Here is a 23,032-nt window from a genome sequence, read left to right as displayed (position 1 = left end):
GATGAATACGACGATCAAACGTATCGATCCGCGCAGGCCGTTTGTCATCACGCCGGCGGGACTGAAGCGCATCACGCTCGGCGCCGAACACGTGGCGGGTGCTTCGTATGACCACGCGCTGCACGCGGCGGCGCACGGTCATGCGGCGGCGAAGCCGTTGCGCACGGCGCAGCCCGCGCAGCACACGCTGCTGGTGGTCGCACACAGCGATCGCGGCGGACTCGACGATCACGCGCGGCAGGCGCTCGCCGCAGCTGCGCTGATCGCGGAGGCCAACACGCAAGTCGCGCTGCTGGTGCTCGGGGAACTGAAGGACGATGCCGCCGCGCTGGGCGCGGACAAGGTGATCGAGCTGCCCGCATTCGACCGCCGCACGTTCGCGCCGGAACGCGAAGTGCAGGCTGTGGCCGCGTGCGTCGCGCAACTCGCGCCGAAGTACATCGTGATGCCCGACAACGCGACGGGCGACGGCGATCTCGGCCGTCGCTATGCGGCGCTCGCGGGCGCGAGCATCGCAACGCACGTCGTGCAGATCGACGCGAAGCAGGTGTCGACGTACGCGCAAGCGAAGAAGGCGTACGCGACGCGCGCCTTGCCCGATGTCATCTTGCTGGCAGCGGGTGCGGTCGACACGCGCCTGCCGTTCGTCGGCGCGGGCGAGCGGCTGGAGATTCCCGCGTTGATGCAGGTAAGCCATGCGGCAAGCAGTGCATACCGCGACCTGGGCATCGAGGAAATCGACGCCGCACAGGTCGCGCTCGAAGAAGCGGATTTCATTGTGTCGGCGGGCAACGGCGTGACGGATGTCGCGGCGTTCGAAAAGCTTGCGGGCACGTTCGGCGCGGCGATCGGCGCGAGCCGTGTCGCCGTCGACAACGGCCTGTTCACGCGCGACAAGCAGGTCGGCGCGACAGGCAAGACCGTCGAGGCGAGCGTGTATATCGCGTTCGGCATTTCGGGCGCCGTGCAGCATTTGCAGGGCATCAAGGACTGTCGTCACGTGATCGCGGTGAACCTGGACGGCAGTGCGCCCATCGTCAAGCGCGCGAATCTGACGATCATCGGCGACACGCAGCAGATGATTGCTTCGCTGATCGACGAGATCCATCGCGCGCGCGCCGGACGTCCCACGGCGGCTGCGCCCCTCGTGAAACCGTTGGTCGAAGGAGTGGCGGCATGAACGGCAAGCTCGAAAAAATCGCGGTGCTGGTCTCGGTCGGGAAACATCCTGTCAGCGGCGTCGCGCGCTATAGCCGCAACGATGCCGCCGCACTCGAAATCGGCCGTCAGCTGTCGGGCGAGCATGGCGCGCGGCTCGATGTGCTGCATGCAGGTGATCCGGGTAATCCCGCACTCGAGGAGTATCTGGCGCTCGGCGCGGAACGCGTCGACGTGCTCACCTGTGCCGGGAACGGCGATGCCGTCGGCCTGCTCGCAGCGCGTCTGAAAGACTACGACCTGGTGCTGACGGGCACCTGTGCGGAAGGCGCGTTCGACACCGGCATGCTGCCTTACCGGCTTGCCGACGCGCTGGGTTATCCCCTCGTCGGCACGGCCGTCGACGTGACGGCAGCGGGCGGCCGCGCGACCGTGCGGCAGTTTCTGCCGAAGGGCGTGCGGCGTCGCGTGGAAGTCGCGCTGCCGGCTGTGGTCGCCGTGCATCCGCTTGCCACCGTCACGCCGCGCTATGCCTACGCGCGCCTGCGCGCCGGCGCGATCCAGCCGCAGCGCGTGCTGGCCGCCGCCGACGCGGAAGCCGCGCAATGGATGCTTGCGCCCGTCACGCGCAAGCCGGTGCGCCTCGCCGCCGCCGAAAAGCGCTCGGGCCATGCCCGCATGATGTCTGCAACGACCACGGAAAGCCGGGGCGGCAGCGTCGTAATTGAAGGGACTTCAGTCGAAAAAGCACAAGTGATCCTCGACTATTTGCGCGAGCATCAACTCATCGATTACTGATTTGCGCCGCACCATCGACGGCCTCGCAAACCCGGAGCACACATGAAAGTATCGGCAGACATTCGCGCGCTGGTCGACCGGCGCAAGAAAGGTTACAGCCTCGAAGCACCGTTCTATCTGAGCGAGGAGGTTTTTGCGCTCGATATGGACGCGATTTTCCGTCAGCACTGGATTCAGGTCGCCGTCGAGCCGGACGTCCCCGAGCCGGGCGATTACGTGACCGTCGAACTGGGGCACGACTCGATCCTGATCGTGCGCGACGACGACATGCAGGTGCGCGCATTTCACAACGTGTGTCGTCATCGCGGCGCACGCCTGTGCAACGAAGACAAGGGCACCGTCGGCAATATCGTCTGCCCGTATCACAGCTGGACGTACAACCTGTCGGGCGAGCTGATGTTCGCCGAGCACATGGGCGAGCAGTTCGACCGCTGCAAGCACAGTCTGAAGAGCGTGCACGTCGAGAACCTCGCGGGCCTGATTTTCGTGTGCCTCGCCGAGCGGCCGCCTGTCGATTTCGCCGTGATGCGCGCCGCGATGGAACCGTATCTGCTGCCGCACGATCTGCCGAACTGCAAGATTGCCGCGCAGATCGACATCATCGAGAAAGGCAACTGGAAGCTCACGATGGAAAACAACCGCGAGTGCTACCACTGCGTCGCGAACCATCCGGAGCTGACCATCTCGCTCTACGAATACGGCTTCGGCTATCAGCGTTCGCCCGCGAACGCGGACGGCATGGACGCGTTCGAGCGCACCTGCATCGAGCGCGCGAAAGAGTGGGAAGAGATGAATCTGCCTTCGGTGGAGATCGACCGTCTGTCGGATGTGACGGGTTTTCGCACGCAACGCCTGCCGCTCGATCGCAGCGGCGAATCGCAGACGCTCGACGCGAATGTCGCGTCGAAAAAGCTGCTGGGCGAATTTACGCGTGCCGACCTGGGCGGGCTGTCGTTCTGGACGCAGCCGAACTCGTGGCATCACTTCATGAGCGATCACATCGTGACGTTCTCGGTGATTCCGCTATCGGCGGGCGAAACGCTCGTGCGCACGAAATGGCTGGTGCATAAGGACGCGCAAGAGGGCATCGATTACGACGTGAAGAACCTGACGGCCGTGTGGAATGCGACCAACGATCAGGACCGCGCGCTCGTCGAGTACTCGCAGGCGGGTGCCGCGAGCAGCGCGTATGAGCCGGGTCCGTATTCGCCGTACACGGAAGGGCTCGTCGAGAAGTTCAGCGACTGGTATGTGCGGCGTCTCGATGCCCATCTCGAAGGCGAGACAGCGCAGCCGCGCACGATCAATATCAAGGCCGTTTGAGGCGTCGGACAGCCGCACTGATCAACCCCAACCGGATGCCTGGCGGCATGTGGAGCAAGCAATGATGCGCGATGCAGCAACCTTCGAACCTGCCGAAAGCCGGCTGACGAAGCCCGAGTTCTGGAGCGCGTTGCCGGCGCGCTGGACGAGCGATGTCGAGGAAGCACTCGTCTGCTGTCAGGTCCGACAGGAAACGCACGACGTGAAGAGCTTTTTCTTCCGTTCGCCGGAAGGCCGTGCGTTTGCGTTCGAGCCCGGCCAGTTCATCACACTGGAACTCGATATCGAAGGCGAGACGATCAACCGCTGCTACACGATCTCTTCCTCGCCGACGCGCCCGCATACCATTTCGATCACGGTCAAGCGCGTGCCGGGCGGCAAGGTATCGAACTGGCTGCACGACAACCTGCAGCCCGGCGCGCGCGTGCGCGTGCTGGGGCCGGCGGGCGAGTTCACCTGCGCGCGGCATCCCGCGCGCAAGTATCTGTTTCTGTCCGCGGGTTCGGGCATCACGCCGCTGATGTCGATGAGCCGCGCGCATCACGAACTCAGCGAAGACCGCGACATCGTATTCGTGCACAGCGCGCGCTCGCCCGACGACATCATCTTCTCGCGCGAACTCGATCTGATCGCATCGAACCAGGCGAACTTCAGGACGTCGTTCGTCTGCGAGCGGCTTGGCAATCGCACCAACTGGCCGGGCATCACCGGCTTTCTCACGCTGCCGCTGCTGAAGCTGATCGCGCCGGATTTCATGGAGCGCGAGATCTTCACATGCGGTCCGGCGCCTTACATGAAGGCGGTGCGCGACCTGCTCGACGAAGCGGGTTTCGATCGCAAGCAATATCACGAGGAAAGCTTCTCGTTCGAAACGCTGACGCAAACCGAGCCCGAGGTCGCGGCGCAGGTGCTGGAAGCGGAGAAGCATGCGCAAACGGGCCATGCAAACGGCGCGCAGACCTTTGCGGTGAGCTTTTCCAGGAGCAATCGCACGATCGAATGCGGCTCGTCCCAGCATGTGCTCGACGCGGCGCGCCAGTCCGGCGTGCGGTTGCCTGCTTCGTGCACGCAGGGCATGTGCGGGACATGCAAGGTGAAGCTGGTGTCGGGGCAAGTCGAGATGAAGCACAACGGCGGTATCCGTCAGCGCGAAATCGATCAGGGCATGGTGCTGCTGTGTTGCAGCAAGCCACTGAGCGACCTCGTCGTCGATAAGTGACTCGGCTCGTCATTCGCTCGTGTTTGCATTGAGCGCGAACGGCAACCGTACTTGTCCGCAGAGCAAACGCAGCGCCCCGTCGCATACAGACAAATAGACGTCGCAAACGCGACCACCCTATGCATTCTGGCTAGCGATTCTAAAGTCACACCGCGGCACGCGGCCACAAGGAGATCGACCATGAAGCACCTGAAAAAACTGATGTTGTGCGGGGCGCTGCTCGCAGCAATGAGTGCAGTGGGAACGGGTATCGCGGTAGCGGACACGAAACCGACGATCAAGATCGGCTACGTCGAAGGCTGGGACGACAGCGTCGCGACGTCGAACGTCGCTGCGCAGATCATCGAAAAGCGCCTGGGCTATCCGGTGCAACTCGTGCCCGTTGCCGCTGGCATCATGTGGCAGGGCGTCGCGCGCGGCGATCTTGACGCGACGCTGTCGGCCTGGCTGCCCGTCACCCACGGCGCGTACTGGGATCAGTTCAAGGGCAAGGTGCAGGATCTGGGCGCGAACTACACCGACGCCAAGATCGGCCTGATCGTGCCCGCCGACGTCCCCGAAAAAAGCATCTCGGACCTGCAGGCGCATAAGGCGGACTTTTCCGGCCGGATTGTCGGGATCGATGCGGGCGCGGGCGTGATGAAGAAAACATCGGAAGCCATCAAGGCCTACAACCTCGATTATCAGCTGATGCCGAGTTCGGGCAGTGCAATGACGGCGGAACTGGCTCGCTCGATGAATGCGAATAAACCCGTGATCGTCACGGGTTGGGTGCCGCACTGGATGTTTGCGAAGTGGAAGCTGAAGTTCCTCGAAGACCCGAAGAAGGTGTACGGCGAATCCGAGCACGTCGATAGCGTCGTCAATCCGGGTCTGGATACGAAGGCGCCGCAAGTGGTCGCGTTTCTGAAGAAATTTCAATGGAAGCCGGGCGAAATCGACAGCGTGATGCTGGCGACGGAGAACGGCGCCAAGCCTGCCGACGCAGCCGGATCATGGATCGCCGCCCACGGCGACCGCGTGAACAGCTGGGTGGGTGGAGCACAATAACCGTCCTTCTGTCACGCGTTCGGTCGAACGTAACATGGCGATGTGAAGGCGCTGCGCGCGCCTTCGCATCGCTGCCGTATCCGGTTGTTCGTGCTCCATTCAGCGCGCAGGCTCTCAACAGGGAGACTCTGGATGGATCAGGCAAGACTGCGCACGCGCAGTATCGAAGGCGCAAACGAGGGCGCCGCCCATGAGGGCCATTCGCTGCAACGCGGCCTCACATGGAAAGACGCATTCTGGGTAACGAGCGGCGTGCCAGGCGGCGTGCTGTTCACGATCGGCGGCGTATCGGCGACGATCGGGCAACCCGCATGGGCCATCTGGGTCGCGGCCGTGTTGATGGGCCTGATCCAGAGCGCGACTTACGCTGAGATTTCAGGGCTTTTTCCGCACAAGTCGGGCGGTGCGTCCGTGTATGGCGCGATGGCATGGGTGCGTTACAGCAAGACGATCGCGCCGGTTTCCGTGTGGTGCAACTGGCTTGCGTGGTCGCCGATGCTCGCGCTCGGTACGGGCCTCGCGGCGAATTACGCACTCGGCAGTCTCTACGCGCCCGATGCCGCCATCAACACGTGGCGCCTGACGCTGTTCGACCTGGGCTTCATCAAGCCGGGACTCACGCTGCGCATCAACGCGACGTTCATTGTCGCGGCGATCTTTCTGTTGATCACATTCAAGCTTCAGCATAGCGGGGCGTCGAAAGCCGCGAAGACGCAACGCATTCTCGGTATCGCGTCGCTTGCGCCGCTGCTGATCGTCGGCATCGTGCCGTTCGTGACGGGCGACGTTCCCGCCGCGCATCTCTGGCCGCTGTTGCCGCTCGGACACGACGCGCAGGGCAACGTGACGGCATCGACGTTCGGCTCGTGGAATGGCGCAGCCATCACGATGGCATGCGGCGCGATGTTCATGGCGGGCTGGGCCGCCTATGGTTTTGAAACGGCCGTCTGCTACACGCGCGAGTTCCGCAATCCGCGCACCGATACCGTCAAGGCCATCTTCTGGTCGGGCTTCGCGTGCCTGATCATCATGACGCTCGTGCCGCTCGCGTTCCAGGGCGTGCTTGGCACGAAGGGCATGCTCGATCCGAAGATCGCCGACGGCACGGGCGTGGCGGCCGCGATGGCGCATATGGTGGGCGGCAGCGCGATCGTGTTCGACGTCGTCGTGATCATGCTGATGCTGACTATCCTGCTCATCGTGATGACATCGATGATGGGTTCGTCGCGCACGCTTTATCAGGCGTCGCTGGATGGCTGGCTGCCGAAGTATCTGTCGCACGTCAACGAGCACGGCGCGCCGACACGCGCGATGTGGACGGATCTCGGCTTCAACCTCGTTCTGCTGCTGATGTCCGACTACATGACGGTGCTGTCGATTTCGAACGTCTGCTACATGATCTTCGTGTTCCTGAACCTGCAATCGGGCTGGATTCATCGGCTCGATCGCGCGAACGCGGATCGCCCGTTCCGCTGCCCGGCGTGGCTGCTCGGGGCGGGCGCGCTGTGCGGCTACCTCAACCTCGCGTTTATCGGGGCGGGCGCGGACATGCAAGGCGCGGGCACGATGCGCAACGGGCTCATTGCGATGCTGCTGATCGTGCCCGTGTTCATGTTCCGCCACTACTGGCAGGACCGTGGGCGCTTTCCGGTGCGCATGGCGCAGGACATGGAGTGGCAAGGCGGCAAACGGCCCGCCGGACTGCGCGGCCTGTTGCCATACGGCGCATTGTTGCTGGCCGTGTTCGTCGTGTGGTTCTCGCACGATCTGGCGAGACCGTTTCTTTGATCTGCAGGCAGTGACGTACTGCCGCCGCGTTCGCAAAGCCTGTGCGCGCGGCGGCAGAGAGAGGTCAGAGCACGACTGTCCGGTCGCCGTTGATGAACACGCGCCGCTCGACGAATGCCTTCACCGCGCGCGCCAGCGTGATGCATTCGACGTCGCGGCCCACGGCCAGCATGCGCTCCGGACCATACGAGTGATCGACGCGCTGCACTTCCTGCTCGATGATGGGGCCTTCGTCGAGATCGTCGGTGACGAAGTGCGCGGTTGCGCCGATCAGCTTGACGCCGCGCGCGTGCGCCTGATGATAGGGACGCGCGCCCTTGAAGCCGGGCAGAAACGAGTGGTGAATGTTGATCGCGCGGCCCGCCAGCTTGCGGCTCGTTTCATCGGACAGAATCTGCATGTAGCGCGCGAGGATCATCAGTTCCGCGCCGCTCGATTCGAACAGGTCGAGAATCTGCGATTCCTGCTGCTGCTTCGTGTCGGGCGTGATGGGCAGATGATGGAACGGCAAATCGTGCTGCGCGGCAAGCGGCGCGAAATCCGGATGGTTCGACGCAATGCCCACGATGTCCATCTTCAGCTCGCCCATGCGCCAGCGGAACAGCAGGTCGGCGAGACAATGCTCGAGCTTCGACACCATGATCAGCACTTTGGGACGCGTGTCGAGGTCGTGCATGGCCCACGTCATGTCGAAATCGGCGGCGATGGGGCGAAACTCGTGCCGCAGCGTGTCGATCTGCAACGCCGCTTCGGGCGCCTTCGCCACGCCATGAAATACGCAGCGTACGAAAAAGCGCTCGCTGATGTCGTCGTCGAAAACGGTCAGCTCGTCGATATAGCCATGGTGCCGGTCGAGAAAGCCGACAACGGCGGCGACCTGGCCGGCCGCGCTCGGGCACGAAAGAGTCAGCACGAACTGATGGGGGCGATCGGTGGCGGGCATGCAAGTCCTCTGTGTTTCGATTGGGATGCCCGCATGGCCTTGCAGGACGCACGACGGCGCGCCCGCACGGCAAGCGGGATGATCAAGTTAATCACCCCAATTTGCGCGCGCATAGAATCGATGCGCCGTGCGACTGGTACGGGAGCGTCAGGCGTGCGCGTGCTCGCCGATGTCGGTCAGATCGTCGCGCAGTTCGCCAAACAGCCAGCGCCTGAAAAGCGGCACGGCGGCGGGCGCGGGGCGCGCGGGCGGACAGACGAGGTAGTAGCCGCGCGCCGTCGTCACGGGCGTGTCGAGCAGGCGCACCAGCTGCCCCGAGGCGACGAGTTCGTCGATCAGCGGCGTCCAGCCGAGCGCGACGCCTTGGCCCATCAGCGCGGCCTGCACGACGAGCGAATAGCTGTTGAACATCATCCCCTCGCTTTCTTCCGGCGCGGCCAGATCGTGCGCGGCGAACCACGTATGCCACGCGAGCCAGCGTTCGGGCTCCGTTGGCTGCACATGCAGCAGCGGCAGCGTCGTGAGATCGGCAGCGCGGCTCACGCGCGGGTGCAGGTCGCGCAGCGCGGGCGAGCAGACGGGCGTGACGGCTTCGGCAAAAAGACGCGTCGACGTACACGGTGGCCAGTGACCGTCGCCGAACGCAATGGCGATGTCGGCGTGATCGCGGTGCGGATCATAGCCGAGTTGCGACGTAACGATTTTCACGTTGACGCCGGGCATCGACTCCTTCAGGCGCGCGAGGCGCGGCATCAGCCAGTAGGTGGCGAAGCCCGCGTCGGTGAGGATCGTCAGGGCGCCCGTGGCGCGGCGCGCGCGTATGTCGGCCGTCGCTTCGCGGATCATGCCGAGGCCGTGGCGCACGGCTTCGTAGAGCAGGGCGCCTTCGGGCGTGAGCGTGACGCCGCGATGCCCGCGTTCGAACAGCGGCGCGCCCAGGTCTTCTTCGAGTTGCACGATACGCTGGCTCACGGCCGGCTGCGTCGAGCCCAACTCGCGCGCGGCGGCCGTGAAGCTCGCGAGGCGCGCGGCCGATTCGAAGGCCGATAGCGTTTGCATGGGCGGAAGACGATCTGGTGCCGGCATAACATTCCCTTATGGGCCGATAAGCGCATACCGCCTTCACAACGGTTTAATGAGCGGCAATAGTGAAGCGTGCGGCCGTCTCTGCCATGCCGCGCATCGAAGCGTAACCGTACGATTCTAATCCGCCCCGCTTATGAGCCTTCAAACAAAGCAGAATATCCTTATCCTGATGGCCGACCAGATGACGCCGTTTGCGCTGCGCGCGTACGGCAATCAGGTTTCGCTGACGCCGTGCATCGATGCGCTCGCGCAAGAAGGCGTCGTGTTCGACTCCGCCTATTGCGCAAGCCCGCTGTGCGCGCCCGCGCGTTTCTCGATGATGGCGGGCAAGTGGCCGGCTGCAATCGGTGCTTACGATAACGCGGCCGAATTTCCCGCGCAAACGCTGACGTTCGCGCACTATCTGCGCGCCGCGGGTTATCGGACGATTCTGTCGGGCAAGATGCATTTCTGCGGCCCGGACCAGTTGCACGGATTCGAGGAGCGGCTGACGACTGACATCTATCCGGCGGACTTTGGATGGGTGCCGGACTGGGATCGACCCGACGTGCGCCCTAGCTGGTATCACAACATGAGTTCCGTGCTGGACGCGGGCCCGTGCGTACGCACGAACCAGTTGGACTTCGACGACGAGGTGACTTATACGACTCGCCAGAAGCTTTACGACATCGTGCGCGAGCGCGCGGCGGGCGGCGATGCGCGGCCGTTCTGCATGGTGGCGTCGTTGACGCATCCGCATGATCCGTATGCGATCACGCAGCCGTATTGGGATCTTTACCGCGACGATGAGATCGACATGCCGCATGTCACGCTGACGCGCGAGCAGAGCGATCCGCATTCGCAGCGGCTGCGCGATGTCTACGAAGCCGATCGGACGCCGCCTACCGAGCAGCAGGTCCGGCATGCACGTCGTGCGTACTACGGCGCGTTGTCGTATGTCGATGCGCAATTCGGCGCGATTCTCGACACGCTAAAGACAACGGGCCTTGCCGACGATACGATCGTCATCGTCACGTCGGATCACGGTGAAATGCTCGGCGAACGTGGACTCTGGTACAAGATGACCTGTTTCGAAGGCGGCGTGCGCGTGCCGTTGATCGTGCATGCGCCGAAGCACTACCGTGCGCATCGCGTGGCGGCCTCTGTGTCGCACGTCGATCTTCTGCCGACCCTCGCCGAGATCGCGACGGGCACGCGGCGCTCCGAATGGCCCGACCCCGTCGATGGACGCAGCCTCGTGCCGCATCTGCAAGACGACGGCGGGCACGACGAAGCGATTGTCGAGTACTTCGCGGAAGGCGCTATTGCGCCGATGATCATGATTCGCCGCGGGCAGTACAAATTCATTCATACGCCTGTCGATCCGGATCAGCTTTACAACCTCGCGAACGACCCGCACGAACAAGTGAATCTTGCCAAAGATCCGGCGTGTGCTGCGTTGGTTGGCGCATTTCGCAACGAGATCGCGCAGCGCTGGGATATTGCGGCGCTGCATCGCGCGGTGCTCGCAAGCCAGCGTCGTCGCCGATTTCATTTCGAAGCGACCACGCAAGGCACGATCCGCGCATGGGACTGGCAGCCGTTCAGCGACGCGAGCCAGCGCTATATGCGCAACCACATCGAACTTGATACGCTGGAAGCCATGGCGCGCTATCCGCGTGCGGGCGTGCGGTAAACGACGGGCAATGAAAGACACCTCGATACGGGAGCTTACGATGGGACCACGCCAGAGAAAATCGCTTGCCAGTGCTGCGCTGATATTTTCCGCGTTGAGCATGGCGTTGACGGGACAAGCCATTGCGGCGGAGCCGCAAAGCTGTATGCAGGTTCGCATGGCCGATCCCGGCTGGACGGACATCGACGCGACAAATGCCGTAACGGGCGTGCTGCTGAAAGCGCTAGGCTATCAGCAGAACGTCTCTAACCTGTCGGTGCCGATCACATATCAGGGCCTGAAAAAAGGGCAAATCGACGTGTTTCTCGGCAACTGGATGCCTGCACAGGGGCCGCTCGTGAAGCCATTCGTCGATGAGCATTCGATCGACGTATTGCACGCCAATCTGACAAACGCTAAGTTCACGCTCGCCGTGCCGGACTATGTGGCGGCAGCAGGCATCCATACTTTCGCGGATCTCGCCAAGCATGCGGACCAGTTCAACGACAGGATCTACGGCATCGAGCCTGGCGCCCCCGCAAACCAGAACATCAAGAAGATGATTGCCGACAAGGCATTCGGGCTCGGCGACTGGAAGATCGTCGAGTCGAGCGAAACGGGCATGCTGACGCAAGTGGAGCGTGCGGTGCGCGACAAGCAATGGATCGTGTTTCTCGCGTGGGAGCCGCATTTGATGAACACGAAATTCCACTTGACGTACCTGTCCGGCGGCGACGCGTACTTTGGACCCAACTACGGCGGAGCAACGGTAAACACCGTGACACGGCCCGGTTTCGCCGGGCAGTGCACGAACCTGGCAAAGCTCTTTCAACAACTGACGTTCAATGTCGATCTGGAAAACCAGATCATTGCGAATGTTCTGCAAAACAAAATGGACATCAATGCGGCGGCGCAAAATGCGCTTAAAGGAAATCCCGCGTTACTCAATGCATGGCTCAAAGGCGTGACGACGACGAGCGGTGCAGATGGTTTGCAAGCCGTGCAAGTGCAACTCGGCATTCGTTAAATCGCATTTGTTCGGCATGAAAAGAGCGCGCGGCGCTGAAGGAAGCCCGCGCGCTTTTCTTTTATACGTCGTGTCGCTGGCAGACCAAAGCATGTCGGTTTTGGTCGAGTTAGAAGAAAAATGGATTTGTACTGTGCATCAATCGCCGTGCGATTTGCACATGCCCGACAGTGCGATTCGCATCCCTATACCCAGATAGCCAGGCAAGAGAGAACGATACAAATGAAAAAGCTGAATGCCGCAGCATTGACGGGCGTCGCACTCGCGCTCGCAGGTGTTTCCGGAGCGAGTCACGCACAAAGCAGCGTCACGTTGTACGGCGTCATCGACGCGGGCCTTACGTGGGTCAACAACACAGGCGGAGCGCACGTCGTGAAGTTCGACGACGGCATTTCCTATGGCAACCGCTTTGGCATCAAGGGAACGGAAGATCTCGGTGGCGGACTGCAGGCGGTTTTCGTGCTTGAAAACGGCTTTCATCTCGGCAATGGTCAGTTGGGTTTCGGCAGCACGCTATTCGGCCGTCAGGCTTATGTGGGGCTGAAGAATCAATGGGGAACGCTGTCGTTGGGCAATCAGCTCGATATGACGGAAGAGATGGTGTACCTCTACAACGTGTCCGCGTGGGCGAGCGGCTATGCCATTCACCAGGGCGACTTCGACCGCTTCAACGGCGACCGTTTGCCCAATTCGGTGAAGTTCCTGTCGAATGAATTCGCCGGCTTCATGTTTGGCGGCATGTACTCATTCGGCAATGTGGCGGGCAATTTCCATCAGGACAGCGCGTGGAGCGTCGGTGCGCATTATGCAAACGGCCCGTTCACGGCGGGGACGGCCTATACGCAATTGAACAACCCTCACGGCATTTACGCATTCGATCCCTACGCGATGCTCGGCGTCCACACCTTTTTGGGCCAGCAGACGGTCACGGTCGATCCCGCCACCGGTGCGCGAACCGATCTCTATTCGAGCACGCCGTTTCCCGTCGACAAGCAGGGCACGTTCGGCATCGGCAGCAGCTATGCGATCGGCGACGTGACGCTGATGGGCAACTTCAGCTACACGACCATCAAGGGGCTTGGCGTGACGTCGCACATGAAGGTCGGCGAGGGCGGCGCGAACTGGCAAGTGACACCGGCGTTCAGCCTCATCGGCGGGTATCAGTACACGAACTTCGAAGGGCACCACTGGAATCAGGGTTCGCTCGGCGCGCACTATCTGCTATCCAAGCGCACGGATGTCTATATTTCAGGCGACTATTTGAAGGCGTCGAGTGGCGTCGACGCAGTGATCGGCTATAGCTTCACGCCGTCCACGACTACGACCCAAGCGGATGTGCGGATCGGCATGCGCCATTCGTTCTGATTGCTGCGAAGAGGTTGGCGTCGCGCGTGAACGGCGGCGCTAACCCGGTATCACTTCAACGAATGTTGGCCTCCGAGGTCGAACGAGCGGCGCCCGCGGCATGGATTCGCAGCGGACTGCGATCATGTCTGGGGCTTGCACCAAACCTCGCGCGATAGGTGCGCGAAAAGTGCGATGGCGATTCGAACCCACATGCGACGCAAATCGCCGTAATCGACATGTCGGTTTGCTGCAGCAGTTCGCGCGCCCGATCGAGCCGCAACTGCAGATAGAAATGCGTCGGCGTGTCGTTGAGCGCCGAGCAGAAAAGCCGCTCGAGCTGTCTGCGCGTCACGCCGATCTCCTGCGCGAGATCGGTGGGCGCCAGCGGTTCTTCCATGTTCTGTTCCATCACGCCGATCACCTGAATCAGCTTGCGATTGTGCACGCCGTATCGTGCGGCGATTTCCATGCGCTGATGGTCCGACCGTTGCCGGATACGGCTGAGCACGAACTGCTCCGAGATCGATGCGGCCAGCGCCGCGCCGTGGCTGCGCGAGATCAGGTCGAGCATCATGTCGATAGAAGCGGTGCCGCCCGCGCAGGTGATGCGGCGCGCGCCGATTTCGAACAGTTCATCGCTGGCCGTCACAGAAGGGTAGCGCTCGCGAAACGCGGACAGCGCTTCCCAGTGCAGCGTGACACTGTCCGTCGCGCGCAATAGTCCCGCTTCCGCAAGGATGAACGCGCCCGTATCGATGCCGCCGAGCGTGGCGTGCGCGCGGTCAAGGCGCTTGAGCCAGTCGCCGAGCGCGCGGCTATGGCATGCGAGGGGATCGAAGCCCGCGACGATGAATACCGTTTGCGCGTGATCGATGTCGGCGAAGGCGGCTTCTGCGTTGATCGAAATGCCGTTGCTTGCGGCCACGGGCGCGCCGTCCACGCTCAGGATATGCCAGCGATACAGATTCTCGCGAAAGCGGTTCGCCACCCGCAAGGGCTCGATGGCCGACATGAAGCCGATGGCCGAGAAGCCCGGCAGCAGCAGAAACGAAAAATCTTCGGGCATCGCTGGATTGTCTGGATGTCGGCTTGGCCGGATTCGTCGAATCCGGCGAGCGTAGCAAGGGGTATGCAATGCGGCAAGCCGACAAAAATGCCGGGCGCGCATGGCGCAGTGCACAAATCGCACGGGCACGGCACGCAAGGCCCGCATGATGGTTTTCCCGTATGGTCGCACGCAAGCAAAAACGGGTCGCTGGCGGTCGATTTGCCGGCAATATGGATTTGTACCTTTAACGCACTCGCATCGTATTCGGTTTCTCCGTTTTCTCCGTTTGATCAGCCGCCCGCGGGCGTTCAGAAACATATCGAATTGTGTCGAAGGGGATCGTCATGAAGTTGTTCATCCAGGCTGTGACGGCATGCGTTGCCGGACTTCTGTCGGCGCTGTCGTTGCCCGCGCTTGCGCAAGACCCGGCGAGCTGCCGCGCGGTTCATTTCGCGGATATCGGCTGGACCGATATCACATCGACAACCGCGCTCGCATCGACGGTATTCGAGGGACTCGGCTATCAGCCGGTGACGACGGTCGCGTCCGTGCCCATTTCGTTTGCGGGCCTGAAGAGCAAGCAGCTCGACGTGTCGCTCGGGTATTGGTGGCCCGTGCAGGAAAAAGCGATTACGCCGTTCGTCGAGTCGAAATCCATCAACGTATTGCAGCCGCCCAATCTGACGGGCGCGAAGGCGACGTTCGCGGTGCCGACCTATGCGTACGACGCGGGCCTGAAGACGTTCGCGGATATCGCCAAACATCGTGCGGAGCTCGACGGGAAGATCTATGGCATCGAGCCTGGCAGCAGCGCGAACGCGGCTATTCAGAAGATGATCGCCACGAACCAGTTCGGCCTTGGCGGATTCAAGCTGATTGAGTCAAGTGAAGCGGGCATGCTCGTCACCGTCGAGCGGGCGGTGCGCGACAAGAAATGGGTGGTGTTTCTCGGCTGGCAGCCGCATCCGATGAACATTCAGATTGACATGAAATATCTGACCGGCAGCGAAGGCGTATTCGGTCCCAACGATGGCGAAGCGCGCGTCTATACGCTGACGTCGCCGGACTTTCTGACGCGCTGCCCGAATGCGGGCAAGCTGATCAGCAACCTGCGCTTTACGACGCAGATCGAGAACGTGGTGATGCAGTCGGTAATGAACAAGGACAAACCGGCTGACGCTGCGAAAGCCTATTTGAAAAAGAATCCGCAAGTACTCGACGAATGGCTTGCAGGTGTCAAGACATATGACGGCAAGGACGGATTACCCGCAGTGAAGGCGTATCTCGGCCTCTAACGCTCTTCACCTGGCGCCGTGTTTCAAAGCACCAGAGAGTACTTTTTCATTGCGACTCTTCAGATCGAAAACCGCTTACAGGAATTGCACGCATGAACCATGAAGTTATCGTGACCTGCGCCGTCACGGGCGCAGGCGACACCGTCGGCAAGCATCCCGCCATTCCCGTCACGCCCAAACAGATTGCCGATGCCGCCATCGAAGCCGCAAAGGCAGGCGCAACCGTCGCGCATTGCCACGTGCGTGATCCGAAGACGGGGCGCGGCAGCCGTGATCCGAATCTGTATCGTGAAGTCGTCGATCGCATTCGCTCAGCCGATACGGACGTCATCATCAATCTGACAGCGGGCATGGGCGGCGACCTCGAAATCGGTCCGGGCGAAGAGCCGATGCGCTTCGGCGCGAACACCGATCTCGTCGGCGGCCTGACGCGGCTTGCGCATGTCGAAGAACTGTTGCCCGAGATCTGCACGCTCGATTGCGGCACGCTCAATTTCGGCGACGGCGACTACATCTACGTGTCGACGCCCGCTCAATTGCGCGCGGGAGCAAAGCGCATTCAGGCACTCGGCGTGAAGCCGGAACTGGAGATCTTCGACACAGGCCACCTGTGGTTCGCGAAGCAATTGCTCAAGGAAGGCCTGCTCGATGCGCCGCCGCTGTTCCAACTCTGTCTGGGCATTCCGTGGGGCGCGCCCGCCGATACAACGACGATGAAGGCGATGGTCGACAACCTGCCGCCGGGCGCGCAATGGGCGGGCTTCGGTATCGGCCGCATGCAGATGCCGATGGTTGCGCAGGCGATGCTGCTCGGCGGACATGTACGCGTCGGGCTCGAAGACAACATCTGGCTCGACCGGGGCGTGCCCGCGAGCAATGGCTCGCTGGTAGCGCGTGCGATCGAGATCATCGAGCGGCTTGGCGGCCGTGCCCTGACGCCCGCCGAAGGCCGCAAGAAGCTCGGCTTGCCCGCGCGCGGCGAACGTCTGCTCGAACGGCGCGCAGTCGAACAATACGCGTGACGGTTCACACAACTCAAGAGGATCATCGGCAATGGCAGTGATCACCGACATCAAGACATTTGCAGCGATTGGCGCGGGCGTGATAGGCAGCGGCTGGGTAGCGCGGGCGCTTGCGCACGGGCTCGACGTCATCGCGTGGGACCCGGCGCCGGGTGCGGAAAAGCAGTTGCGCGACAACGTCGCGAATGCGTGGCCGGCGCTCGAGCGCGTCGGGCTCGCACCCGGCGCATCGCAAGAGCGCTTGCGCTTCGTGCAGACCATCGAAGCGTGCGTGTGCGACGCCGATTTCATTCAGGAAAGCGCGCCCGAACGGGAGTCGCTCAAGCTTGCGTTGCACGAGCAGATCAGTCGCGCGGCCAAGCCGGATGCAATCATCGCATCATCGACGTCGGGTCTTTTGCCCAGCGATTTCTATGCGCGTGCGCTGCATCCGCAAAGGTGCATCGTCGGACATCCGTTCAATCCCGTGTATCTGTTGCCGCTCGTTGAAGTGCTGGGCGGCGCGCAGACGTCGCCCGCCACGATCGATGCCGCGCTGGGTATCTACCGCTCGCTCGACATGCGGCCGCTGCATGTGCGCAAGGAAGTGCCCGGGTTCATCGCCGACCGCCTGCTCGAGGCGTTATGGCGCGAGGCGCTGCACCTCGTCGATGAAGGCGTGGCGACCACGGGCGAGATCGACGACGCGATACGCTTCGGCGCGGGCATCCGCTGGTCGTTCATGGGCACGTTCCTCACCTATACGCTCGCAGGCGGCGACGCGGGGATGCGCCATTTCATGCAGCAGTTCGGGCCCGCACTGGAATTGCCGTGGACGAAACTCGTTGCGCCGAAACTGACCGATCAACTGATCGATCGCGTGGTGGACGGGACATCGGAGCAGGTCGGCGCGCGCTCGATCAAGCAGCTCGAAAGGTATCGCGACGAGTGCATCACCAACGTGCTGTCCGCGATCGCGCAGACAAAAGCGCGGCACGGCTTGCGTGCCGACGAGTAAGGCGGCGTACTATCCGTATGCGCGTGCGTGTCGACATGACACGTCGCGCGCGCGAGCTTGTTCAAAGCCACATGCAAACCCGGATTCAAGCGACGGAGACATTCGCCATGCCGCGACACGCGCAGTTGCCCGCGTATCAGGACATCGTTCGCGCCGAGTGGGTCGACTACAACGGCCATTTGCGCGACGCGTTCTACATGCTGATTTTCAGCTTCGCGACCGACGCGCTGATCGACGCGATCGGCCTTGACGACAGCGTACGCAAGGCGCGCGGCCGCTCGATCTACACGCTGGAGGCGCACATCAACTATCTGCACGAGATCAAGGAGGGCGCGAAGGTGCAGGTGCAGATGCGCGTGCTCGCGCACGATGCGAAGCGGATGCACCTGTACCTCGAAATGTTCGCCGACGATCGCGACGAACCCGTTGCGGCGGGCGAGCAGATGCTGCTGCATGTCGATACGAGCGGACCTCGCGCGGCCGTATTCGACGACGATGTCGCGGCTCGGGTGCGCGCGCTCGTCGATGCGCAGGCATCGCTGCCAGCCGCGGGCTTCGCGGGGCGAGTGATCGGCTTGCCCCGGCCGACGCGCACGTGATGTGCAGCGAGTCGCGCAGATGAACCGTCCCCAAGGCACGCCCCGCGATGCTCGAACCTGAGATTGCTGCCTTCGTCGAACGGGCGAAAGCGCTTTATCCGGACGCGCGCCCGTCGGCCACGCTGGCCCAACAGCGCAGCATGTATGAGCGCTTCGCGGCAGCGCTGACGCCGCCGCGTCCCGAGGGCGTGGAGACTCACGACGCGCGTTTCATCGCGCCGCAGGGGCATGGGCTGATGCTGCGGCTGTACGCGCCCGCTGGCCGCGCGCGGTCGCCCGGCACCGTCCTGTATTTTCATGGCGGAGGCTTTGTGGTCGGCTCGATTGCGAGCCACGATCTGATCACTGCGCGCATCGCGGCGGATACGGGCTTGTGCGTGGTGGCCGTCGATTACCGGCTGGCGCCCGAGTATCCGGCGCCGGCCGCGCACGACGATTGTCTTGCCGTCACGCGTGCGGCGCTCGAAGGGCGCTTGCCGTTCGGGCCGCTGCCGCGCTCGCTGCAACTGGCGGGCGACAGCGCGGGCGCCACACTGGCGGCGAGCGTCGCGATTCGCTTGCGCGATGAAGGGACGCCGGGCGTGCGAGGCGTCGCGCTCGTCTATCCGATGCTCGGCCGGGAGCCGCAATTGCCCGCGCGCGATTCCGAAGCGAACGCACCGATGCTCACGCTCGCCGATGTGCGGCGCTACGCCTCGCTGTATTGGGGTAGCTCTGCGGGCACGGGCAATGAGCACGCATGGACGCGTCCGCTCGAAGCATCACGCTATGATGCATTGCCGCCGACGCTTGCCATCGGTGTCGAACATGATCCGTTGCGCGATGACGCGCGGGTCTTCGCCGAGCGTATCCGCGCAGCCGGCGGGCACGCGCAGGCGCCCATCGGCGTTGGCCTCGTGCATGGAGCATGGCGCGCGCTCGCGACAAGTCCGGGCGCGCAATGGATGCACCGCACGGTGTGTCGCTTTCTCACGGAGCAGGCAGCACGCTGAGCGTTGCAACGCCCGCTGTATCGATACCCTTGGTGCGCATTTTCTTATCGAAAGCCTGGACTCCGATTGTCCGATTGTCCGATTGTTGCCGGAAACGCTGGTTATGCGGGTTATGCGGGTTATGCCGCCAGCGCGCTTTCGAGTACTTCGGCTGCGATCATCGCCGATGCATTGGCGGGAGCGGGGCGTTCGGCCGGCTTGAACACGGCGTCGCCGCGACGGATCTTGCGGCGCGAGACGGCACAGGTGCCCGACGTGTGCGCCGAGCGAAGGCGCCAGCGCTGCTCGCCGTAATGGCAGCGCCCGGGTTCGATCCAGCGGATCACCAGCGTCTCGTCAGAGTGCTCCAGAATCTCGATGCGCAACCCGTTGGCGCCCATCAACGGTAAACACTCCAATGTCGTCATGGTCGGCTCCGTAGTTGTGGTGTGCCGAATGTAGTCCCGCGCGCGCGTGAGAGCCATTGTGCCTGCGTAGAAACACTGTTCCGTTTTTCGCAATAATTGGGAAGTCGGCATATACACGAACGGTAAAAAGCGGATTTCCGGGCTGTTGTTGTAATTACGTGCAAATTTGCAACGAACTGTTGTATGGAAGGAATAAGAGGGCAGGACCGACGGCGAGTCAACGGGGGCGACTGTCATCCATTAAGATGAGCGCCTTGAACGCCGCAAGCGCCCGGCCGCGCTGGCGCGCGGTGGCATTGCGAATGCTCGCCCAGCGCGAGGCGCCTGTTTCGACATCGACGTCGCGACGCGCTATTGTCAAAACGCGCATCGAATCCATTACATGAGGTCTCATGAATCAACGCCCGCCCGACGTTCCATCCGAGGCCGAGCTGCCGAATCGCCGCAAGGCGCAGCGCATCGCGTCGGTCACGCTGTACGCCGCGATGGTGGCGTTGGCCGTCTGGGTTATCCGCGACTTCGTCCCTGCCATCGCGTGGGCGTGCGTGATTGCGATTGCGCTGTGGCCGGCCTTTCACCGCATCGAGGAGCATAGGCTGTTCAAGGGACGCACGACGCTGATCGCGACCGTGCTGACCATCGCGATTGGCTTGCTGTTCCTGCTGCCTGTTGGTATTGCGATCGCGCAAGCGGGAGCCGAGGCGCACGAGGTGATCGAATGGGCGCGCGGCGTGCAGGAAAACGGCATTCCCGTGCCGGAGTTCGTTGACCATCTGCCGTTCGGCGCGACGCAGCTGGAGAGCTGGTGGCAGGACAATCTCGCGCAGCCGTTGCGCGACTCGCCCGCGATGAAAGGCTTGCACGGCGGCGCGGTGGTGACGTTCGGCCGTCACTTCGGTGCGCGCGCCGCGCATGCGCTGATGCTGTTCGGCTTCATGCTCGTGACGCTGTTTGTGATCTTTCAGGCGGGCCCGCGCCTGTCGTGCTCGGTGATGGAGGGCGTGCGGCGCGCATTCGGCTACGACGTGATGCACCTCGCCGAGCGGATGGCGGCGGCTGTGCGCGGCACGGTGTCGGGCCTCGTGGTGGTCGGATTCGGCGAGGGCGCGCTGCTGCTCGTCGCGTACATGCTGACGGGTGTGCCGCACGCGGCGTTGCTCGGATTCGTGACAGCGATCGCCGCGATGCTGCCGTTCTGCGCACCGATCGTCTTCTGCGGCGCCGCGCTGTGGCTTTTTCTGGTGCAGGGAGCCGTGGTTCCGGCGATCTGCGTGGCCGTGTTCGGCTTCATCGTCGTGTTCGTCGCCGAGCACTTCGTGCGGCCGGTGCTGATCGGCAGTTCCGCGCGGCTGCCTTTCCTGCTGGTGCTGTTCGGGATTCTCGGCGGCGCGGAGACGTTCGGGCTGCTCGGCCTCTTCATCGGGCCCGCGCTGATGACGGTGCTGATGGTGCTGTGGTCCGAGTACGTCGAGGGGTAACCGTGCTTTCCAGAAATGCCGAGCGCGCTTGAAGCGAGGCTCGCGCGATGGCGCGCTCAGGCGGCACGTGATCCGCGCAGGCGCAACGTCAACATGCGGGTGACGGGGGCGGACGCCTTCGCCACTGCGATCAGCGAGCCGATCGCGACGGCGTCGGCGGCAAGACCAAGCGGCACATTCAGATAGCCACCCGTCGCGGTGTACAGCAGTGAATCGACGACGAGCGAAATCACCGTGCCCGCGACGAAGCACAACAGCCCCTTGCGGCCGACGAGCCCGATCCACGGCAAGCGTCGAGCAAGCGCGCTCGCCCAGCCGAGGCGCACCATATTCGCCGCCAGCCACGCGATCGCGAGGAAATTCACTGCGCGCATCCACGACAGGTTCTGCTTCAGGCTGCTGTCGAGCGGCGCTACCTCGCCGAACAGCTTGAACCACGCTGCCGCCGCGACGATTGCGCAGGCCAATGCCGTCAGCAGCCAGCCGTAACGATGCGCGCTTGCGCGCTGATAGACGGGCTGCGTCTGCGCGATCACGCCGAGCACGAACATCAACTGCCAGGCGAACGGGTTGAAGTCCCATTGCGCGTCTTCGGCGACGGGCAGATGCGGCAGCATCCACGGCGCAATCGACCACACCGCGAGACTGCCCGCGAGCAGCCACCACGGCTTACTGCGCGCGAGCGGCAGCACGGCGGGCACCGCGAACGCGAAAAACGCGTACATGGGCAGGACCGAGGCGAGGTAGGGCTGGCGGCGGAACAGCAGGATGTCGCGCATGACGGACGTGGGCGTGTCCATCATGTCGTCGAGATCGGTTGTGGCCATGTTGGGCGCGTCGATGCTGAACGCGCTCATCACAGCGCTTACTACCAGCATCAGAACCGCGGTGATCAGAAACGCCCTATACAACTCGAGCGATCGCTTGAAGAAGCGGTTGCGCGCGTCGGCCTCGGTCTGCTTTCGGGCTAGCGACGCGTAGGCGGTAGCCGTCGCGAAACCGCCGAGAAAGACGAAGACTTCGGCTGCGTCGCACAGCGCGTACGCGTGCAGCGTCGCCCGCGACACAATGCTGCCGCCGATGTGGTCGACCACGATGAAGAGAAGAACCAGCCCTCGGAAGAAGTCCAGTTCGATCAGACGGGTTTTCGATGCCTGCATGCGCTTTTTTGGGGTGAAAACGCCTCCGCGAGACGGTGCGCGGGTGATGCGCAGCGCGGGCTCGGGAGGCGGGAATGGGGCTTTGTGGCTGCCGCGCTGGTCGCTGTCCCTGCGGTATGCGCGTGAGGGCTTTGGCGCGGTAGCGCAGCGGTGGTTCGTGACGGTTTCTATCAGGTTTGCAGCATAGAGACCGGACGTGGAATCGCCACACGACCCCATGTTGACCGACGTTATCTCTTTAGAGTTCCCCCTAATTGTGTTTTTGCTGGAAAGAGTGGCCGGCGTGCGTGGTGTTTGGGCTCGAATATGAGACGGGTGTGGCGAAAACGGTTCGGGTATTGGCGGGAAGGGTGGTGGGTGGGTTCGTATGCTTGCGGGTCTTTGGAGGCGGGTTGGCGAAGTCAGTCCTCCCGTCTTGCTTCGCATGGGGCAACTGAGGCGAAGCGAAGACCAACCGGATTTTCGCGCGTCAAGGCGCGGCACTTTGGCGAGCAGCGTGCTTCTGAGCATCACGTCGCGTTGGACGCAAGGAATAGCTAGGCGCGTATGAAAATCACCATTATCGGCACGGGTTACGTAGGTCTCGTCACGGGCGCATGTCTGGCCGAGGTCGGCAACGACGTCTTCTGTCTGGACGTCGA

Annotated in this window: 22 protein-coding genes; 16 read left to right on the top strand and 6 right to left on the bottom strand. The window is 62.9% G+C overall.

Features of this window, described 5'->3' with window-relative positions:
- The first annotated feature begins 1 nt into the window (after position 1).
- The 6 genes from H3V53_RS12395 (at position 2) to H3V53_RS12370 (ending at position 7,336) form a co-directional block, all read left to right on the top strand.
- Positions 2–1,180 carry an electron transfer flavoprotein subunit alpha/FixB family protein gene (locus H3V53_RS12395; RefSeq protein WP_336598156.1) on the top strand — a complete coding sequence of 393 codons (1,179 nt, stop codon included), beginning with the start codon at positions 2–4 and terminating at the stop codon, positions 1,178–1,180.
- The gene (locus H3V53_RS12390; RefSeq protein ID WP_336598155.1) at positions 1,177–1,956 is read left to right on the top strand and encodes an electron transfer flavoprotein subunit beta/FixA family protein; all 780 of its coding nucleotides are present in this window, start codon (positions 1,177–1,179) and stop codon (positions 1,954–1,956) included. The genes H3V53_RS12395 and H3V53_RS12390 overlap by 4 nt, the downstream gene beginning before the upstream one ends.
- Before the next feature lie 42 nt (positions 1,957–1,998).
- On the top strand, positions 1,999–3,279 hold the full coding sequence (locus H3V53_RS12385; RefSeq protein ID WP_336598154.1) for an aromatic ring-hydroxylating oxygenase subunit alpha: 1,281 nt from the start codon (positions 1,999–2,001) through the stop codon (positions 3,277–3,279).
- Positions 3,280–3,340: 61 nt separating this feature from the next.
- Complete coding sequence (locus H3V53_RS12380; protein ID WP_336598153.1) at positions 3,341–4,498, top strand: FAD-binding oxidoreductase; 1,158 nt, start codon at positions 3,341–3,343, stop codon at positions 4,496–4,498.
- A gap of 180 nt (positions 4,499–4,678) precedes the next feature.
- The gene (locus tag H3V53_RS12375; RefSeq protein ID WP_336598152.1) at positions 4,679–5,548 is read left to right on the top strand and encodes a glycine betaine ABC transporter substrate-binding protein; all 870 of its coding nucleotides are present in this window, start codon (positions 4,679–4,681) and stop codon (positions 5,546–5,548) included.
- A gap of 132 nt (positions 5,549–5,680) precedes the next feature.
- Positions 5,681–7,336, top strand: coding sequence for a trimethylamine N-oxide permease (locus H3V53_RS12370; RefSeq protein WP_336598151.1), 1,656 nt, complete (start codon positions 5,681–5,683; stop codon positions 7,334–7,336).
- A gap of 64 nt (positions 7,337–7,400) precedes the next feature.
- Here H3V53_RS12370 and purU read toward each other — a convergent pair whose 3' ends face one another.
- Together purU and H3V53_RS12360 are read right to left on the bottom strand one after the other, a co-directional pair.
- Entirely contained in the window at positions 7,401–8,279 is an 879-nt protein-coding gene (purU, locus tag H3V53_RS12365) for a formyltetrahydrofolate deformylase (protein WP_336598150.1), read from the bottom strand.
- 147 nt (positions 8,280–8,426) lie between these two features.
- Entirely contained in the window at positions 8,427–9,365 is a 939-nt protein-coding gene (locus H3V53_RS12360; protein ID WP_336598149.1) for a choline sulfate utilization transcriptional regulator, read from the bottom strand.
- Between the two features lie 133 nt (positions 9,366–9,498).
- Here H3V53_RS12360 and betC point away from each other — a divergent pair, with 133 nt between their 5' ends.
- The 3 genes from betC to H3V53_RS12345 all read left to right on the top strand — a co-directional run bounded on the left by betC (position 9,499) and on the right by H3V53_RS12345 (position 13,411).
- The gene (gene betC, locus H3V53_RS12355) at positions 9,499–11,040 is read left to right on the top strand and encodes a choline-sulfatase (protein WP_336598148.1); all 1,542 of its coding nucleotides are present in this window, start codon (positions 9,499–9,501) and stop codon (positions 11,038–11,040) included.
- A gap of 100 nt (positions 11,041–11,140) precedes the next feature.
- On the top strand, positions 11,141–12,046 hold the full coding sequence (locus H3V53_RS12350) for a choline ABC transporter substrate-binding protein (RefSeq protein WP_336598230.1): 906 nt from the start codon (positions 11,141–11,143) through the stop codon (positions 12,044–12,046).
- Positions 12,047–12,268: 222 nt separating this feature from the next.
- The gene (locus tag H3V53_RS12345) at positions 12,269–13,411 is read left to right on the top strand and encodes a porin (RefSeq protein ID WP_054920940.1); all 1,143 of its coding nucleotides are present in this window, start codon (positions 12,269–12,271) and stop codon (positions 13,409–13,411) included.
- A gap of 55 nt (positions 13,412–13,466) precedes the next feature.
- On the opposite strand, the gene H3V53_RS12340 is transcribed toward H3V53_RS12345, so the two are convergent.
- Positions 13,467–14,459 carry a GlxA family transcriptional regulator gene (locus H3V53_RS12340; protein WP_336598147.1) on the bottom strand — a complete coding sequence of 331 codons (993 nt, stop codon included), beginning with the start codon at positions 14,457–14,459 and terminating at the stop codon, positions 13,467–13,469.
- A gap of 326 nt (positions 14,460–14,785) precedes the next feature.
- On the opposite strand from H3V53_RS12340, the gene H3V53_RS12335 reads away from it, so the two are divergent.
- The 5 genes from H3V53_RS12335 (at position 14,786) to H3V53_RS12315 (ending at position 19,346) form a co-directional block, all read left to right on the top strand.
- Positions 14,786–15,736 (top strand): choline ABC transporter substrate-binding protein, encoded by a 951-nt coding sequence (locus tag H3V53_RS12335; RefSeq protein ID WP_054920943.1) that lies wholly within the window; start codon positions 14,786–14,788, stop codon positions 15,734–15,736.
- 92 nt (positions 15,737–15,828) lie between these two features.
- Positions 15,829–16,758, top strand: coding sequence for a 3-dehydrocarnitine:acetyl-CoA trimethylamine transferase CdhC (gene cdhC, locus H3V53_RS12330; RefSeq protein ID WP_336598146.1), 930 nt, complete (start codon positions 15,829–15,831; stop codon positions 16,756–16,758).
- A 31-nt stretch (positions 16,759–16,789) separates the two neighbouring features.
- The gene (locus H3V53_RS12325; protein ID WP_336598145.1) at positions 16,790–17,755 is read left to right on the top strand and encodes an L-carnitine dehydrogenase; all 966 of its coding nucleotides are present in this window, start codon (positions 16,790–16,792) and stop codon (positions 17,753–17,755) included.
- A 107-nt stretch (positions 17,756–17,862) separates the two neighbouring features.
- Entirely contained in the window at positions 17,863–18,354 is a 492-nt protein-coding gene (locus H3V53_RS12320; protein ID WP_336598144.1) for a thioesterase family protein, read from the top strand.
- Positions 18,355–18,401: 47 nt separating this feature from the next.
- A complete protein-coding gene (locus H3V53_RS12315; RefSeq protein WP_336598143.1) occupies positions 18,402–19,346 on the top strand; it encodes an alpha/beta hydrolase in 945 nt (314 codons plus the stop codon).
- Between the two features lie 119 nt (positions 19,347–19,465).
- On the opposite strand, the gene H3V53_RS12310 is transcribed toward H3V53_RS12315, so the two are convergent.
- Together H3V53_RS12310 and H3V53_RS12305 are read right to left on the bottom strand one after the other, a co-directional pair.
- Complete coding sequence (locus H3V53_RS12310; protein WP_054920950.1) at positions 19,466–19,753, bottom strand: DUF3331 domain-containing protein; 288 nt, start codon at positions 19,751–19,753, stop codon at positions 19,466–19,468.
- 217 nt (positions 19,754–19,970) lie between these two features.
- Complete coding sequence (locus H3V53_RS12305) at positions 19,971–20,132, bottom strand: hypothetical protein (protein ID WP_336598142.1); 162 nt, start codon at positions 20,130–20,132, stop codon at positions 19,971–19,973.
- Between the two features lie 13 nt (positions 20,133–20,145).
- Here H3V53_RS12305 and H3V53_RS12300 point away from each other — a divergent pair, with 13 nt between their 5' ends.
- Complete coding sequence (locus tag H3V53_RS12300) at positions 20,146–21,231, top strand: AI-2E family transporter (RefSeq protein WP_336598141.1); 1,086 nt, start codon at positions 20,146–20,148, stop codon at positions 21,229–21,231.
- 56 nt (positions 21,232–21,287) lie between these two features.
- Here the strand turns inward: H3V53_RS12300 and H3V53_RS12295 are convergent, their stop codons facing one another.
- On the bottom strand, positions 21,288–22,391 hold the full coding sequence (locus H3V53_RS12295; protein ID WP_336598140.1) for an OpgC domain-containing protein: 1,104 nt from the start codon (positions 22,389–22,391) through the stop codon (positions 21,288–21,290).
- A 546-nt stretch (positions 22,392–22,937) separates the two neighbouring features.
- Between H3V53_RS12295 and H3V53_RS12290 the strand changes: the two genes are divergently transcribed.
- Positions 22,938–23,032, top strand: a 95-nt coding sequence (locus H3V53_RS12290; protein ID WP_336598229.1) for a hypothetical protein, incomplete at its 3' end; no start/stop codon positions are given.

The organism is Paraburkholderia bengalensis (assembly GCF_037126505.1).
Taxonomy (GTDB): domain Bacteria; phylum Pseudomonadota; class Gammaproteobacteria; order Burkholderiales; family Burkholderiaceae; genus Paraburkholderia; species Paraburkholderia bengalensis.
The sequence above is the reverse complement of the archived record's forward strand: the minus strand, read 5'-3'. Positions and strand labels throughout refer to the sequence as shown.